The organism is Tritonibacter multivorans (assembly GCF_001458415.1).
GTDB classification, from domain to species: Bacteria; Pseudomonadota; Alphaproteobacteria; order Rhodobacterales; family Rhodobacteraceae; genus Epibacterium; species Epibacterium multivorans.
Genome location: NZ_CYSD01000015.1, coordinates 59,640 through 75,378, shown reverse-complemented (window position 1 = coordinate 75,378; position 15,739 = coordinate 59,640). Strand labels below are relative to the sequence as shown.

The 15,739-nt window shown below is 61.8% G+C and carries 12 protein-coding genes; 8 read left to right on the top strand and 4 right to left on the bottom strand.

Going from position 1 to position 15,739, the window contains the following annotated elements; translation table 11 throughout:
* Positions 1-43 precede the first annotated feature (43 nt).
* The 4 genes from putA to TRM7557_RS05440 all read left to right on the top strand — a co-directional run bounded on the left by putA (position 44) and on the right by TRM7557_RS05440 (position 6,807).
* Positions 44-3,520, top strand: a complete 3,477-nt coding sequence (gene putA, locus TRM7557_RS05455) for a bifunctional proline dehydrogenase/L-glutamate gamma-semialdehyde dehydrogenase PutA (RefSeq protein WP_058289209.1) — start codon at positions 44-46, stop codon at positions 3,518-3,520.
* Positions 3,521-3,845: 325 nt separating this feature from the next.
* The gene (gene dctP / locus TRM7557_RS05450) at positions 3,846-4,850 is read left to right on the top strand and encodes a TRAP transporter substrate-binding protein DctP (RefSeq protein ID WP_058289208.1); all 1,005 of its coding nucleotides are present in this window, start codon (positions 3,846-3,848) and stop codon (positions 4,848-4,850) included.
* 92 nt (positions 4,851-4,942) lie between these two features.
* Complete coding sequence (locus tag TRM7557_RS05445; protein ID WP_058289207.1) at positions 4,943-5,521, top strand: TRAP transporter small permease; 579 nt, start codon at positions 4,943-4,945, stop codon at positions 5,519-5,521.
* Positions 5,518-6,807 carry a TRAP transporter large permease gene (locus tag TRM7557_RS05440; RefSeq protein ID WP_058289206.1) on the top strand — a complete coding sequence of 430 codons (1,290 nt, stop codon included), beginning with the start codon at positions 5,518-5,520 and terminating at the stop codon, positions 6,805-6,807. Before TRM7557_RS05445 ends, TRM7557_RS05440 begins: the two co-directional genes overlap by 4 nt.
* Positions 6,808-7,196: 389 nt before the next feature.
* On the opposite strand, the gene TRM7557_RS05435 is transcribed toward TRM7557_RS05440, so the two are convergent.
* The 4 genes from TRM7557_RS05435 to meaB all read right to left on the bottom strand — a co-directional run bounded on the left by TRM7557_RS05435 (position 7,197) and on the right by meaB (position 9,855).
* Positions 7,197-7,703 carry a copper chaperone PCu(A)C gene (locus tag TRM7557_RS05435; RefSeq protein ID WP_058289205.1) on the bottom strand — a complete coding sequence of 169 codons (507 nt, stop codon included), beginning with the start codon at positions 7,701-7,703 and terminating at the stop codon, positions 7,197-7,199.
* Between the two features lie 45 nt (positions 7,704-7,748).
* A complete protein-coding gene (locus TRM7557_RS05430) occupies positions 7,749-8,096 on the bottom strand; it encodes a hypothetical protein (RefSeq protein WP_074941978.1) in 348 nt (115 codons plus the stop codon).
* 205 nt (positions 8,097-8,301) lie between these two features.
* On the bottom strand, positions 8,302-8,592 hold the full coding sequence (gene rpmB, locus TRM7557_RS05425) for a 50S ribosomal protein L28 (RefSeq protein WP_058289203.1): 291 nt from the start codon (positions 8,590-8,592) through the stop codon (positions 8,302-8,304).
* Between the two features lie 288 nt (positions 8,593-8,880).
* The gene (gene meaB / locus TRM7557_RS05420; RefSeq protein ID WP_058289202.1) at positions 8,881-9,855 is read right to left on the bottom strand and encodes a methylmalonyl Co-A mutase-associated GTPase MeaB; all 975 of its coding nucleotides are present in this window, start codon (positions 9,853-9,855) and stop codon (positions 8,881-8,883) included.
* Positions 9,856-10,001: 146 nt separating this feature from the next.
* Between meaB and TRM7557_RS05415 the strand changes: the two genes are divergently transcribed.
* The 4 genes from TRM7557_RS05415 (at position 10,002) to TRM7557_RS05400 (ending at position 15,730) form a co-directional block, all read left to right on the top strand.
* Positions 10,002-10,841: a DUF3108 domain-containing protein gene (locus TRM7557_RS05415; RefSeq protein WP_058289201.1), complete on the top strand. Its 840-nt coding sequence runs from the start codon at positions 10,002-10,004 to the stop codon at positions 10,839-10,841.
* 64 nt (positions 10,842-10,905) lie between these two features.
* On the top strand, positions 10,906-13,416 hold the full coding sequence (hrpB, locus tag TRM7557_RS05410) for an ATP-dependent helicase HrpB (protein ID WP_058289200.1): 2,511 nt from the start codon (positions 10,906-10,908) through the stop codon (positions 13,414-13,416).
* A gap of 180 nt (positions 13,417-13,596) precedes the next feature.
* Entirely contained in the window at positions 13,597-14,055 is a 459-nt protein-coding gene (locus tag TRM7557_RS05405; protein ID WP_058289199.1) for an NUDIX hydrolase, read from the top strand.
* A 178-nt stretch (positions 14,056-14,233) separates the two neighbouring features.
* Complete coding sequence (locus tag TRM7557_RS05400; RefSeq protein WP_058289198.1) at positions 14,234-15,730, top strand: inorganic phosphate transporter; 1,497 nt, start codon at positions 14,234-14,236, stop codon at positions 15,728-15,730.
* Positions 15,731-15,739 lie beyond the last annotated feature (9 nt).

The following is a 15,739-nucleotide window of genomic DNA, read 5'->3' as shown; positions in this document are numbered from 1 at the left end:
ATCTGATACATTGGCCGGAACACAAAGTCTTGGAGGTTCCCCGATGACCCAGCTGCAGGAAACCCGTTCCCTGATCCGCGCCGCCCATCTGCGCAGCGAAACGCAGGCCGTTCAGGCGCTGATCGAAAGTGCTGCTCTGTCCAAAGAACAACGCAGCCGTATGCGCGGCGAAGCCGTGGCCCTTGTCAACGGGATCCGCACGGAGGCCCGCCCCAGCCTGATGGATGTGTTCCTTGCAGAATACGGGCTGTCGACCGACGAAGGCGTGGCGCTGATGTGTCTGGCCGAAGCGCTGTTGCGGGTGCCGGACGCCGAAACCGTTGATGCGCTGATCGAAGATAAAATTGCCCCGTCGGAATGGGGCAAGCATCTGGGCCAGTCGTCTTCGTCGCTGGTCAATGCTTCGACCTGGGCATTGCTGCTGACCGGCAAGGTGCTGAACGACGACCAGCCCGGTTTTGCGGGCATCCTGCGCGGCGCGCTGAAACGTCTGGGGGAACCGGTGATCCGCACCGCCGTCAGCCGCGCCATGAAGGAAATGGGCGCGCAGTTCGTGCTGGGCCAGACCATCGACGAAGCCCTGAAACGCGGCAGCGCGCAGGTCGCGGAAGGGTACACCTATTCTTATGACATGCTGGGCGAAGCGGCGCTGACCCAAGGCGACGCCGATACGTTCTTTGCCGCCTATGCGGATGCGATTGCCAAGCTGTCTACCGAATGCACCTCTGCGGATATTCGCGAAAACCCCGGCATTTCGATCAAACTCTCGGCCCTGCACCCCCGCTACGAGGTCGGCCAGAAGGCCCGCGTCATGGACGAACTGGTCCCCCGCACGCTGGAGCTGGCACAGGCTGCCAAAGCCGCTGGCATGGGGCTCAATATTGACGCCGAAGAAGCCGACCGTCTGGACCTGTCGCTTGATGTGATCGAAGCCGTGCTGCGTGACCCGTCGCTTGCGGGCTGGGACGGGTTTGGCGTGGTGGTTCAGGCCTACGGTCGCCGCGCGGCGGATGTTCTGGACTGGCTCTATCAGCTGTCGTGCGAACTGGATCGCAAGATCATGGTCCGTCTTGTCAAAGGCGCCTATTGGGACACCGAAATCAAACGCGCGCAGGTCGAAGGCCTGAAGGATTTTCCGGTCTTCACCCAGAAGGTCGCCACCGATATTTCCTACATCGCCAATGCCAAGAAACTTTTGGGCATGACCGACCGGATCTATCCCCAGTTTGCCACCCACAACGCCCACACAGTTGCCGCCGTGCTGGAGCTGGCCACCGATCCGGAGCGCTTTGAATTCCAGCGTCTGCACGGCATGGGCGAAGCGCTGCACGACACCGTACGCAAAAAACACAAAGCCCGCTGCCGGATCTATGCGCCGGTGGGGGCGCATCGCGACCTTCTGGCCTATCTGGTGCGCCGCCTGCTGGAAAACGGCGCGAACTCTTCCTTTGTGAACCAGATCGTGGATGAGGATGTCCCCGCCGAGGTGGTCGCCGCCGACCCCTTTGCCGAATATGATCCCGAAGCCATCAACAAAGCCGTGCTGCCGCCAGCCGCGCTCTATGGGGCAGAACGCGAAAACGCGCGTGGCTGGGACCTGCACGACGACGATGATCTGGACGAGATCGAAGCCGCCCGCAGCCCCTTTGCAACCCATCAATGGGCCGTCACCCCGATCACCGCACGCGCGCCGCAAGGCGATGAGGTGCTGCCGGTGCAAAACCCTGCCGCCCCCAGTGACACAGTCGGCACTGTGACGCTCGCCGATGCGGCAACCGTTGAGGCCGCGCTGCGCGATGCCGCCCCTTGGGATGCGCCCGCCGAAGATCGCCGCGCGGTGCTGTTCCGGGCGGCTGACCTCTATGAACAGAACTTTGGCGAAATCTTCGCCGTTCTGACCCGCGAGGCAGGCAAAACCCCAATGGACGCCATTGCCGAACTGCGCGAAGCGGTGGATTTCCTGCGGTACTATGGCGCCCGCGCGCCGGAGCTGGAACAGCCCGCCCGGGGTCTGTTCACCTGCATCAGCCCGTGGAACTTTCCGCTGGCGATTTTCACCGGCCAAATCGCCGCTGCGCTGGCGGCTGGCAATGGGGTACTGGCAAAACCGGCCGAAACCACCGCCGTCAACGCCGCCATTGGTGTGCGCCTGCTGCTGGAGGCGGGCGTGCCCGCCACCGCGCTCCAGCTGCTGCCCGGACCGGGATCGGTTGTGGGGGCGGCGTTGACGTCGGATGCACGGGTTTCCGGCGTCTGCTTCACCGGGTCGACCGCCACGGCCCAGCGGATCAACCGCACCATGGCCGAAACCCTGCCCCCAAGCGCACCGCTGATTGCAGAAACCGGCGGGCTGAACGCCATGATCGTGGATTCCACCGCCCTGCCTGAACAGGCGGTCAAAGACATCGTCGCCTCGGCCTTCCAGTCTGCAGGCCAGCGCTGTTCAGCGCTGCGCTGCCTCTATGTGCAGGAAGACGTCGCTGACACCTATCTGAAGATGCTGTTTGGCGCGATGGACGAACTGGTCGTGGGCCAGCCGTGGCAGATGTCCACCGATGTGGGCCCCGTCATCAATGAGGCCGCGCGTTCAGACATTCAGGACTATATCGAGGCCGCCCGTGCGCAAGGTCGCGTGCTCAAAGAACTCGCCCGCCCCACCACTGGCACCTTTGTCGCGCCAACTGTGATCCGGGTGAACGGGATCGAGGACATGCGCCGCGAAATCTTTGGCCCCGTTCTGCATGTGGCCACCTATAAGGCCCGCGAATTGGATCAGGTGGTTGATACCATCAACGCCTCGGGCTTTGGTCTGACCTTTGGCATGCATTCGCGCATTGATGACCGGATCCAGCAGGTGACCGAACGCCTGACAGTTGGCAACATGTACATCAACCGCAACCAGATCGGCGCGATTGTCGGCTCGCAACCCTTTGGCGGAGAAGGCCTGTCCGGCACCGGTCCCAAAGCGGGTGGCCCGGCCTATGTCAAACGCTTCACTCAAGCGCCCGCGACGCCCTATGCAGCATCTGACGTCGCCACGTTGCGCTTTGAAGAGGCCCAAGCGCTGCTGAACCACACACCGCAGCCGGATCGCGTGATCCTGTCCGAAACCGCCTTGCCCGGACCGACGGGCGAATCCAACGTGCTGGCCACCTATGGGCGCGGCGTGGTGCTGTGTCTGGGACCAACAGCCGAGGCTGCGCAGGCACAGGCCAAAATCGCCGAGGCCAATGGCTGCCGCGCAGCACTGATTGCACCGGGGGCTGTCGGAGCCCACGCGCTGGACGGCACGTTGGATCTGGCCGATCTTGGCCGCCTGACGGGGTTTCAGGGCGTGGCCCTGTGGGCCGAAGACACGGCCCTGCGCACCGCGCGTCGTGCGCTTGCAGGTCGCGAGGGGCAGCTCTTGCCGCTTTGGGCCGAACAGGATCTGGCCGACCGCTGCGTGCTGGAACGCCACACCTGCATCGACACCACCGCTGCAGGCGGCAATGCTTCGCTGCTGGCAGATGCCAGCTAGGCCACAAAAGTCACTCCAAATACGTGCCGGAAGGTCACTTAAACCAATTCACCAAAATTGGATCCGAAATTGGGAGGAACGCCCACTGGAAAGATCAAATTAGGCGTTCCGACCATTGCTGACGGGCAGTCTGAGGCGGTAATTTCCGCTCCAAACCTCAGCAAACACAGCGTGAAAAGGCGTGTTTGACAGCGCCACCGCTGCCGACCCTCGGCAGCGCAGGGTGCCGTTTTTCCGCATCACATACGACCCACGGATTAACCCCGGGACAACACCGAGGACTCCGACAAAATCAACCTACAAATCCCTTAAGGGAGGACATGACATGAAACTCAATGGTCTTTTCACCACACTGAAAATCGGCGCCGCAGCAGCCCTGCTGGCCCTGCCCGCCCATGCGGCAGACAAACGCCTGAAGTTCGCGGGCACCTTCCCGATCGACCACCAGGGCTCCAAAATGATGGAGCAGATCAAAGCCGATATTGAGGCAGCTGACGTTGGTCTGAAAATCTCGATCTTCCCGGCCAACCAGCTGGGCTCTGGTGAGGCGCTGTTTGAAGACGTCTCGCGCGGCAATATCGATTTCGCATCCGCGTTTATCTATGCCGACAACGATCAGCGTCTGGAGTTCCTTTCCATGCCGTTCCTGGTCAACAACTGGGACGAAATGGACGGCGTGATCCGCAACCTCGACTCCGAATACAATGTGATCCTCAAGGAAATCCTCGCCGACCACAACGTGGAACTGCTGGGCCAGAACCCCGAGGGTTTTGTTGGCATCGTCGCCACCGAGGAACCCAAGAACTGGAACACCTTTGACGCCAAAGACATGAACATTCGTGTCTGGTCGTCGAACGTTGTGAAATCCATGGTCGAAAGCATCGGCTACCGCGCGACCACCATGTCCTGGGGCGACATCTTCCCGGCGATCCAGTCTGGTATCGTCGACGGCGCCATCTGCTGCACCAAGACCGCGACCTACTCGATCTTTGCCCAGAGCGATGTGGGCAGCCACTTCGTGCAGTACAACTCCATCCCTGAAAACACCACCTACTACGCCTCCTCCGAGACCTGGGCAGAGCTGAGCGACGAACAGCGCAGCGTCGTTCAGGCCGCCTTCTCCAAAGCGTCCAATGACTTCTTTGCCTACAACCGTGAAAACGATGCGGTCTTTGAACAGAAGCTCGAGGAAAAAGGCTACACCATCCTGAAGCTGACCGCAGACGAACAGCAGGCAATGGCCGACAAGGTCCGCACCGAGATCTGGCCGCTGCTGCAGGACAGCGTTGGCAAAGAGCTGATCGATCGCCTGCTGGTAAGCCTCAAGTAAGCGCGCCGTGTTTCTGACCTAACACCAAAACCAACAGGAGGTGCCGGGATCCCCCGGCCCTCCTTTCTGCATCCAAGAGGGAGGAAAGGACGATGGCACGTATTTCCGATGTTTTACCCCGTGTGCTGGGGGTGCCACTGCTGGGGTCGCTGCGCCTTATGCGATGGATTGTGATCCTGAGCGGAGCCCTGATGTCCGTCACCTTCTTTCTGGTGGTGGTGATCCGTTATGGCTTCAACGGCGACCTGTTTGCCTATGAAGAATGGCTGCTTGCGGTCTGTTTCTGGGGCTTTTTTGCAGGCTCCGCGCTGGCCTCTGAAGGAGGCCACCACATTAACGCCGACATCCTGTCGATTGTGATCAAGAACCCGCGCCTGCGCTGGTGGCGCCGCCTTGTGGTTCTGACCATCGAATTCCTTGTGACCGCAGCGATCCTCTATTGGGGCTACCTGATGCTGGCCGAGGAAATTGGCAAGTATCCGATCTGGAAGGTCACACCGGCGTTGAAGATCCCTTATTTCACCTGGCGTCTTGCGATCTTCCTTGGCTTCTTCTTCATGACGGCGTTCTCTGCCGCCTACCTCTATGCCCATATCCGCGGCATTAAGGTCGATTATGGCGATGACATTGAACCCAGCGATCAACCTTCCAAAAAGGAGGCGGCGCAATGATCCTTGCAGGCAGTCTCATTATCATCTGCGGCATGCTGCTTCTGGGTGTCAGCGTCTTTGTGGCCTTTGGCGCGGTACTGCTGTTCCTGGCCTTTATGGGCGGCCATGACGTCACTGGCTATTTGCCGTCGGGGTCCACCAAGCTGCGGTCGCTGGTGCTCTTGGCCATTCCGCTGTTCATGATCGCAGGCACCGTGATGGAGCGCGGCCGCATTGCCGCCCCGCTGGTGTCACTGGCAGAGCTGTTCATTGGCCACCTCAAAGGTGGCCTGAGTGCGGCAACCGTGCTGGCCTGCGGCGTTTTCGGGTCGATCTCTGGTGCAGCCAATGCGACGCTGACCTGTATTGGCAGCATTATGATGCCGCACCTGCGGCAGGCGAATTACCCGGCTGGCCAGTCAGCGGCGCTGATCGTCTGTGCAAGCCCCCTGGGCCTGCTGATCCCGCCCAGCGCCAACCACATCCTCTATGGTTGGGTGGCGCAGCAGTCGGTGCTGAAATGCTTCCTGTCGACCGTCCTGCCCGCGATGATCCTGATCACGCTGCTGATCACGGTGAACCAGTTCATGCTGCGCAAATATGATGACATCAAACTGAACGTCCGGCCCGAGAATTTCGCGATGTCTTTCAAACAGAAAGCCACGCTGGCGTTTCCGGCGCTGTTGATGCCGCTGATCATTCTGGGCGGCATCTACGGCGGCATTATGACCCCGACAGAGGCTGCGGGCGTGGCCGTGGTCTATGCCATCCCGGTGGCGATCTATGTCTACCGCGGTCTCACCTGGCGCACCCTGATGGAGGCGCTTACCGATGCCGGAGTGATCATCGGCGTGGTGATGGTGATGATCTTCATGGTGCTGATCGTCAGCAAATTCCTGATCTTTGAAGACATCCCCAATATTGCCAAGGATCTGGTCTATTCGGTGTCCGAAAACCCGATTGTGATCCTGCTGATGGTCAATCTGGTGATGATCCTCATTGGCATGCTGATGGATGATATCAGCGGGCTGTTGCTGTCCACACCGATCCTTTTGCCCATCGTCACGGGCATTGGCATGGACCCGATCCATTTTGCCGCTGTTCTGGGTGTGAACCTTGGCATGGCCAATATCACCCCGCCCACCGCGCCGCTGTTGTATCTGGGGGCCAAGATCACCAAGACGCCGGTGGCAAGCATGCTGTGGCCGACGCTGATCTTCATCCTCTTTGCATGGTTGCCGACGCTGATGTTGACCACCTTTGTGCCGCAGATCGCCCTGTGGCTGCCCGAGCTGTTGCTGGGCTGACCGGCCTAATCCTCCCCGCCCGCGCTCAGCAAACAGAAAGGGCCGCCCCTGTTCCGGGCGGCCCTTTTCTTGTCTTTGGAGGCGGTGGTGCGTTCAGACAATATGACCCAGTGCGAGGGCAAAGATCAGCGCGCCGCCAGCCGCAACGGACAGGACAAACTGCAGAGTGTTTTGGATCTCGTTACGCATATCAGTACTCCGGTAATTTCAACGCCTTACGGCCGATTGCTTCGCTTATTGGATACGCCTGACACCTCTTTAAAAACAGTGCCCTTTGGTCAAGCCCGTCATGCAGTCAGGGCATGTAAGCCGCAGTAAAACCTTCATATTTCCGCATCAAAAACCCGCCGCGTTTAAGCGACGGGTTGATGTGTCACATGGCGTCAGGATCAGTGATCGCCGTGGTTCGAATGGTCATGGCCCGAATGATCGTGACCGCCATGCGCGCCCCCGTGTTTGGGTTTGCGCTTCTGGTCCACTGCAACGTCGATCACAACCTCACCGGCCTTTTCAAAGACCAGCGTGACCGGCACGGTGGCGCCGTCCTCAAAGGGCGCATTCAGCCCCATGAACATCACGTGATCGCCGCCACGCTTCAGCATATGCATACCACCTGCGGGGATCTCGAAGCCCTCTTTGACTTCCATCATCTTCATCACGCCATTGGCGTCTTCTTTATGGGTGTGCAGTTCGGTGCGCGCAGATACATCCGATTTCACCGCAACCAGCCGGTCGGCTTCATCACCATGATTCATAATGTGCATAAACGCCGCCCCTGCTTTGGGGTTGGCAGAGCGCGCATAGGCATCATGCACCATGATCTGGCTGTCGGCAAACGCAGCGGTGGTCAGGGCAAGGGTCGCAGCAGTAGCTGCACAAAGGGATTTGAACGACATCGGTCGTCTCCTGTCAGTCTGAATGGAATATAGGTCGTTTGGCGCTCAGACCCGTTGCGGCGGGGCGCGGGCCTGAAGCGCATGGACCACCTGCACAGCGCCTTTGACCTGCGGCGTGACAACAGGTTGCAAAGGGCGGGCCACGTCCAGCGGGCGCGCGTGCAACACGGGGCAAGCTGGGGCATCCAGAAGATGAAGACTACAGTCCGGGCAGTAATGCGGCGGCCCTGTGGGGGTGCCTTCCGCATCCAGATAGACAACCACCACGCCTGCACCGGTACAAAGGATCGCCTGTTCACCAGTCCCCTGCCCGCGCGCCGAGGCCGCCATATGGGCCGTCAACGCAAGGCAAAAGGCCAGAAACAGGGCCAAGTATGTCCGCAGTGGTCTCATTTGCGCCAAGATATGCCAGCGCTGCCAGGCGGCGACAAGGTGCAATTCCGCCGCAGGGCCAGCCCATCCCAGCCCCACACATCCCAACACATTTCGACACAACGGAAAACCGCCGCGCGATGGGCTCGCACGGCGGTTCAGACATTGCTGTCTCAAAAGATCGGGGGCCGCCTCCGAAGACTGGAGCTTAGCCCGCCAGAAAAGCTTAGGCCTGAGCGGCTTGTGCTTTTGCGATCTCTTTTTTGATTTTCAGAGCTGCGTCGGACAGTTCAACGTCCTTCGCTTTTGCCAGGAACGCGTCCAGACCACCGCGGTGGTCAACGGAACGCAGAGCAGCTGCGGAGATGCGCAGCTTCACACCGCGGCCCAGGGTCTCGGACTGCAGGGTGACGTCGTTCAGGTTCGGCAGGAAACGACGTTTGGTTTTGTTGTTGGCGTGGCTGACATTGTTGCCAGTCATCGGGCCTTTTCCGGTCAGTTCGCAACGGCGCGACATGGTATCTTCCTTCGTATCTGCGGCGCATCATACGAACGCGATCCACTCGCGTAGCTCGAATCAGGCGCCAAATCACAAGGGCGCGGCCATTGGCTGCGCCCGAAAACTGGTTGGATGCGTTTAGGAGGAATCTCGGGGATGGTCAAGCCGTATACGACGGTTTTATGGCAGCCCCGGCGATTATTTCCGCCCCCAAACGCGCTGGCGCTCGTGTACACGTGTTTTCACCTGTGGACAAGGGCCAGAACGGCGTTGAAGCCCAGACTTTAACGCCCCGTCAGCCCGCTCCTAGCTGCCAAGTCCGGTCAGGAAATCCTGCGCGGCCTCGCCAATGCCGCGACGGCCTTCGGCCACCTCATCAGCAAGCACCGCCATGCGATCCCGGGCCCAGGGGGTTTCCAGCCGCGCCAGCAGGCTGTGGCGAATTTCCTCGGCAAACCAATGACGGGCCTGACGGGCCCGGTTGGCCTCAAAATGCCCCTGTTCGCGGCGCCAGCCTGCAAGGCTCTGCATTTCGCCCCATGCGGCCTCGAGCCCCGCCTCTTCAAGCGCGGACACTGTCAGCGCCTTGGGAAAGTCATCGGGATCCTGCGGACGTTTGCGCAAAAGGCGCAGGGCACCCGAATAATCCGCACAGGTCCGTGTGGCAGTCGCCTTCAGGTCGCCATCCGCCTTGTTCACAAGGATCATATCGGCGATTTCCATAATGCCGCGTTTGACGCCCTGCAGCTCATCCCCGCCCGCAGGCGCCAGCAGCAGCAGGAACAGATCCGCCATTTCAGCCACCATGGTCTCTGACTGGCCGACCCCCACGGTCTCAATCAGGACAACATCAAACCCCGCCGCTTCGCACAGGGCCACGGCTTCGCGACTGCGCCGCGCCACACCACCAAGGTGGTTTTGGCTGGGGCTTGGACGAATAAAAGCCGATCGCTCGCGGCTCAGCCGTTCCATCCGGGTTTTATCCCCCAGAATCGACCCGCCCGACCGTGCCGAGGACGGATCCACCGCCAGCACCGCGACCTTCAGCCCCTGCGCCACCAGCATCATCCCAAAGGATTCGATAAAGGTGGATTTGCCAACGCCCGGCGTGCCCGACAACCCGACCCGCAGGGCCTGACGGCCCGCGCCGGCCAGCTTGACCATCAGCGCATCCGCCAGAGCCCGGTGATCCTTACGCCCGCTTTCCACCAGCGTAATGGCCCGCGCCAAGGCCCGGCGATCTCCGTTTAAGATCCTGTCACTCAGCTCTGCGATATCCATAGTGGTCCGTGCCTGCCCCCTTGTTCCATCCCGCCTTGATGGCGTAGAGGGGTGGCATTTGTCCAGCTTTGAACCACCCTGACGCAGCAGCCCGCGCCGAGATGTCGCGATGACCGCGCAGGTCGCGCCTCGTGAAAGGAGCCTTTATGGCCCTCCCGCTTCTGTCCCGCTCCAACCGTGACCCGAAATTGGGCCTCAAAGTCAGCCTGAAATTTGGCGCGATTTTGGCTCTGAGCTTTGTCCTGATCGGCCTGCCCGGAACAAACAGCCAATCCGGGGCCGCACAGGCGCAGACCAGCGAGGGGCAGATAGAGCTGCAATATGTGGTACGGGGCCTTGGGCTGAAACTGGGCGAGCTTTGGATCGCCAGCCACAGTATCAATGGCCGCTATCGCACCATCAGCCGGTTTGCCACCACCGGCGCGTTGCGCACGGTGGCAAAGGTACGCTTTGACCTGCAATCCGAAGGCCGCTGGCGCCGCAATGGGCAAACAGCAGAGCCGCGCACTTACACGGAAACGATCAACACCGGCCGCCGCCAGTCCTCGGCGACGCTGACATATGTTGGCGGCATCCCGCGTGTGGAAAGCGGCGGATTGGGCCAGCCCGAAGAAGACGCGCCCACCCCCGTGAACCCGCTGACGCAGCGCGACACAGTTGACCCGGCCACCGCCCTCTTGCTGGCTGCGGGTCCCCATCCGGAAAGCCGCCTGTGCAATCTGGACCTGCCCGTGTTTGACGGCGCGCGCCGCACGCGCCTGGTACTCAGCCCGCCCCTGGAGACAGAGGCAGGATACATCTGTCGCGGCGCGTTTATCCGCGAAGCAGGCTATAGCGACAAAGATCTGCGCAAAGATGGCAGCTTTGACCTGTCGCTCAATTATGTACGCCGCCGTGATGGGCAATATGTGCTGATCGGCGGGCGGGTGGAAACCATCTATGGCCCGGTCACGCTGGAATGGCACAGCGCCGACACCGACGGCTAAGTCCCATAAACGCACTGTCTGCGCGATCTGGACCTTGCGTCGGGGACAGGCCATAACCGCGCCCATGACAGCGCCTCTTTCTTCTTCGCCCAAGCTTCCTATTGATGACGCCCTCCCCGACCTGATCCGCGCCCTGCGCGATCAGGGACGCGCCGTGCTTCAGGCCCCGCCGGGTGCAGGCAAAACCACGCGCGTGCCCTTGGCCATGCTGGAGGCGGGTCTCTGTGACGGGCGCATCCTGATGCTGGAGCCCCGCCGTCTGGCCGCCCGCACGGCCGCCGAACGCATGGCCGAAACTCTGGGCGAAATCCCCGGACAGACCATTGGCTACCGGGTGCGCGGAGAAAGCAAAACCTCCAAATCCACCCGTGTTGAGGTTGTCACCGAAGGCATCCTGACCCGGATGCTACAATCGGACCCCGACCTGCCCGGCGTCGGTGCGGTGATCTTTGACGAATTCCACGAACGCTCTTTGAACGCGGATCTCGGGCTTGCCCTCTGCCTCGAGGTCGCGGGCGCATTGCGCGATGATCTGATCCTGCTCGCCATGTCCGCCACCTTGGACGCAGGCCCTGTTGCCGCATTGATGGAGGCCCCGATTGTGACCTCCGAAGGGCGCAGCTTCCCGGTGGAAACCCGCTGGCTGGAAAAACCCCTCGCCCCCAAAGCGCGTCGGGTCGATGCGCTGGTGGACCTGATCCTGCAAGCCGAACGCGAAACCCGCAAAGAAGCAGGCACAGAGGCAGGCGGCATTCTGGCCTTTCTGCCCGGCGAAGGCGAAATCCGCCGCGCGGCCCGGGCGCTCGAGGGGCGGCTGCCCGGCGATTGCCACATAAGGCCGCTGTTTGGCGCCCTGCCCTTTGGGGAACAACGGGCCGCAATCCAGCCCGAACCCCATGGCCGCAAAGTGGTGCTGGCGACTTCAATCGCGGAAACCTCGCTGACCATTCAGGACATCCGTGTCGTAGTCGATATGGGACAGGCGCGCCGGGCGCGGTTTGACCCGGGCTCTGGCATGTCGCGGCTGATCACCGAAAAAGTCACCCGCGCCGAAGCCACCCAGCGGCAGGGCCGCGCCGGTCGTGTGGCGCCCGGCACCTGCTACCGTCTGTGGACCAAAGGCGAAGAAGGCGCGCTGATGGCCTTCCCTCCGGCCGAAATCGAAGCCGCCGACCTCACCGATCTGGCGCTGGAACTGGCGCTGTGGGGGGCAGAACCGGACGAGTTGCCATTTTTGACACAGCCCCCGACCGGCAGCCTGTCAGAGGCCCGCGCGCTGCTGACGCTGTTGGGCGGGCTGGATGGCAAAGGCCGGATCACCGATCACGGACGGGCGCTGTCCGCCTTGCCCCTGCATCCACGGCTTGGCCATATGCTGACCAAAGGGGGCAAAACCGCCGCGACGCTGGCCGCGCTTCTGGCAGAACGCGATCCCTTGCGCGGCGCGCCCGCGGACCTGATGCTGCGGCTCGAGGCCCTGCGCGATCCCAAAGCCTTCCGCCAGCGCCGCCCACATGATCTGAACATGCCCACATTGCAGCGCATCACCAGCGAGGCCAAGCGCCTCGCCCGGCATAGCGGCGGGTCCGGCAAAGGCGATGCTGGGGGCGACGGTGGCCCCGCCGCAACCGCCCCCGCCGCGCTTGCGGCCCTCGCCTATCCCGACCGCATCGGGCAACGGCGCAAAGGCGACACGCCCCGGTTTCTGCTGTCTGGCGGCAAGGGGGCCATTCTCGCCAATGAAGACACGCTTGCGGCCAGCCCTTTCCTTGTGGCGCTGGACACCGACGGCAACCCGCGCGAGGCCAAGATCCGCATGGCTGCGGGTATTTCAGCCTCAGACATTCGCGACCTCTTTGGCGATCAGGTGCACTGGGTCGAAACCTGCCACTGGTCCAAACGCGATCGCCGTGTGCTGGCGCGCCGACAAGAACGCTTTGGCGCTGTGGTGCTGAAGGATCGGGTCTGGAAGGGCGCCCCCGCCGAACAGATCGCCGAAGCCATGCTGGAGGGTGTACGAGATTTGGGCCTGCGCCTCTCTGCGGCGGCCCGGCGCCTGCAAGCGCGCGTAGAGCTGTGCCGGGCTGAGGGGATCGATCTGCCGGATTTCTCGGATCAGGGGCTGCTCGACAGTATTGAAGACTGGCTGCTGCCGATGCTCACCAATGTGCGCTCTGCCGAGGATTGGAAGGCCTTCGACCTGCTGCCTGCGCTGAAAACCCGGCTGGACTGGACCCAAAGCCAGCTTCTGGACCGCGAGGCCCCGGGCAGTTTCACCACGCCGCTTGGCCGCAAGATCCCGATTGACTACAGCAGCGCCGCGCCGGAAATTCAGGTCCGCCTGCAAGAGCTGTTCGGCGTGACCCGCCACCCGACCGTTGGCGGTGCGCCCTTGAAAATCGTGCTGCTGTCGCCCGCACAGCGCCCCATTCAGATCACCATGGATCTGCCCGGCTTCTGGCAGGGGTCTTATGCAGATGTGCGCAAGGACATGCGCGCGCAATATCCCAAACACCCCTGGCCCGAAGACCCCACCGAAGCCGACCCGACCCTGCGCGCAAAACCGCGCCGATAACGGGCCCCGCACGCCCGAACACTCAACTACCAGGCGCAAACGCGCGACCTGCACACGTGTTCACATTTTCTTTCAGCAGAAATATCCGCCTTGAAATTGGCGCTATGTTTACTTAGGTACGGTCAACCGTAAAAACACCGAACCCGATTTCGGAATAACCCGCAAACAGGCACCGCCCCGATGAACAAAGCCCTGAGCCAGATCTGGACCTCGGTCCTGCAACCGCTTGTGACCCGGCCAAACCGGTTGCAGGTGGCTGCGCTGTGCCACCGTGAGGGCAAGAAGGGGCGCGAAATTCTATTGGTCACCAGCCGCGACACCGGGCGCTGGATCCTACCCAAGGGCTGGCCAATGAAGGACAAAACCTGCGGCGAGGCCGCCCTTCAGGAAGCCTGGGAAGAAGCAGGTGTAAAATCGGCAACTGTCTCGGACGATCCGATTGGCACCTACAGCTACGACAAACGGCTGGACAATGGCGCGGTCGAACCTTTGGACATGTTGGTCTATTCGGCCGACGTCCACGACCTGAGCGAAGACTACCCCGAATGCCACCAGCGCAAACGAAAGTGGTTCAGCCCCGAAGATGCGGCTGACAAAGTCAACGAACCGCAGCTGAAACAGATCCTGCGCGCCCTTTGACGGCCACATTTGCACAGGAAATCTCCCCAAAACCACGTTCACCCAACGATCTGTCACAGTTTTCTGGCTTTTTGAGCGCACAGGGCTTAAACGCCTGCAACACCTTTGTTCGCAGGCAAAAGACGTACAGCGTCTTTCGCTCTGCAACAGCTGAATAGAACCCAGAGGACAGGCACACGTGGGCAAGCGCGCCAAGGCGGAATGGCAATCCTTGGATAAGGATCTCAACCGGCTGAACCAGCTGGAGCTGACCACGGATTACGTGGTTCGGCCGCTGGTGGGCGCAGGTCTGGCGCTGGTGTTTATTGTGCTGGCCGGTGTCACGGCGGCCATTGCGCTTGGCTCGTCCCCATCTGTGATGCTGGTTGCTGTGGGCGCGGTTCTGGCCGCCTATCTCGCGGTGAACATTGGCGCAAACGACGTCTCGAACACCATGGGACCGGCTGTGGGCGCCGGAGCGATTTCGCTGACCTCGGCGCTGATTCTTGCAGCCCTTGCGGAAACCGCTGGCGCGTTGATCGGCGGCAACGAGGTCGTGGCCACAATTTCAAACCGCTTGATCCACCCAGACGCCCTTCTCAGTGGCCGGGTTCTGGTTGTCGCCATGGTCAGCGCCCTGATCTCGGCGGCCCTCTGGGTCAATTTCGCCACCTGGGTCGGCGCGCCGGTGTCGACCACACATTCGGTGGTTGGCGCGGTGCTGGGTGTCACGGTGGCCGCCTCCGGCTGGGGCGCGGTCAACCTGCCCATGTTGGGCATGATTGCCTCGGCCTGGGTGATCGCTCCGCTGTTTGGGGCTGCGGTTGCCGTTCTGCTGCTGGTGCTGGTGCGCAACCGCATCACCGAGCGCGCGGATAAGATTTCGGCCGCCCAGAGATGGGTGCCGGTTTTCTCTGCCAGCATGGCCGGGCTGTTTGCCTGTTACCTGCTGCTAAAACTGCCCGACCACGTGCTGGCCCCTGTGTTTCTGGACCCCGGCCACCGCCCCGCGGGCACCATTCCTGTCGTGGCCGTGCTGATCACAGCGCTGGCCTATTTGGCGCTGGTGCCCGTTGTCCGCGCGCAAGTCCGGGCGCTCGCCCCGAACGAGAAATACGTCCGCCACCTGTTCCGCCTGCCGCTTGTGACGGCCGCGGTCCTGATGAGCTTTGCCCATGGCGCCAATGATGTGGCCAATGCCGCCGGCCCGCTGGCCGCGATTGTGATCGCAAGCGGACAGGGCGACGCTGGATTGATAAAAACCGCGTTTGCTGTGCCGGATTGGGTTGCCGCAATCGGCGCGTTTGGACTGATGCTGGGGGTGGTGTTGTTCGGCCCCCGGCTGATCCGCATGGTGGGCAACCAGATCACCAAACTGAACCCAATCCGATCCTTCTGCGTGGCCGCGAGCACGGCGTTCACCGTGATCTTGGCCAGCTGGATGGGGCTGCCACTGTCGACCACGCATGTGGCCGTGGGCGCGGTGTTTGGCATCGGATTCTTCCGTGAATTCCAAAACCGCCAGCAGCGCCGCAAAAACGCAAAACGCGTGCAGTTGGCTCCCGAAGACCGCCATCGCCGCCGCCTGGTGCGTCGCAGCCATTTTCTCAAGATCATGGTCGCCTGGATGATCACGGTGCCCGCCGTCGCCATCTTTGCGGCCGGGGTCAGCGGCGTTCTTCTGTGGTTTGTCTAACAGAGTGAG

Bases quoted from the DNA above. Each gene is read 5' to 3' on its own strand.
- putA (WP_058289209.1), top strand. From the start codon at position 44: ATGACCCAGCTGCAGGAAACCCGTTCCCTGATCCGCGCCGCCCATCTG.
- dctP (WP_058289208.1), top strand. From the start codon at position 3,846: ATGAAACTCAATGGTCTTTTCACCACACTGAAAATCGGCGCCGCAGCA.
- TRM7557_RS05445 (WP_058289207.1), top strand. From the start codon at position 4,943: ATGGCACGTATTTCCGATGTTTTACCCCGTGTGCTGGGGGTGCCACTG.
- TRM7557_RS05440 (WP_058289206.1), top strand. From the start codon at position 5,518: ATGATCCTTGCAGGCAGTCTCATTATCATCTGCGGCATGCTGCTTCTG.
- TRM7557_RS05435 (WP_058289205.1), bottom strand. From the start codon at position 7,703: ATGTCGTTCAAATCCCTTTGTGCAGCTACTGCTGCGACCCTTGCCCTG.
- TRM7557_RS05430 (WP_074941978.1), bottom strand. From the start codon at position 8,096: ATGAGACCACTGCGGACATACTTGGCCCTGTTTCTGGCCTTTTGCCTT.
- rpmB (WP_058289203.1), bottom strand. From the start codon at position 8,592: ATGTCGCGCCGTTGCGAACTGACCGGAAAAGGCCCGATGACTGGCAAC.
- meaB (WP_058289202.1), bottom strand. From the start codon at position 9,855: ATGGATATCGCAGAGCTGAGTGACAGGATCTTAAACGGAGATCGCCGG.
- TRM7557_RS05415 (WP_058289201.1), top strand. From the start codon at position 10,002: ATGGCCCTCCCGCTTCTGTCCCGCTCCAACCGTGACCCGAAATTGGGC.
- hrpB (WP_058289200.1), top strand. From the start codon at position 10,906: ATGACAGCGCCTCTTTCTTCTTCGCCCAAGCTTCCTATTGATGACGCC.
- TRM7557_RS05405 (WP_058289199.1), top strand. From the start codon at position 13,597: ATGAACAAAGCCCTGAGCCAGATCTGGACCTCGGTCCTGCAACCGCTT.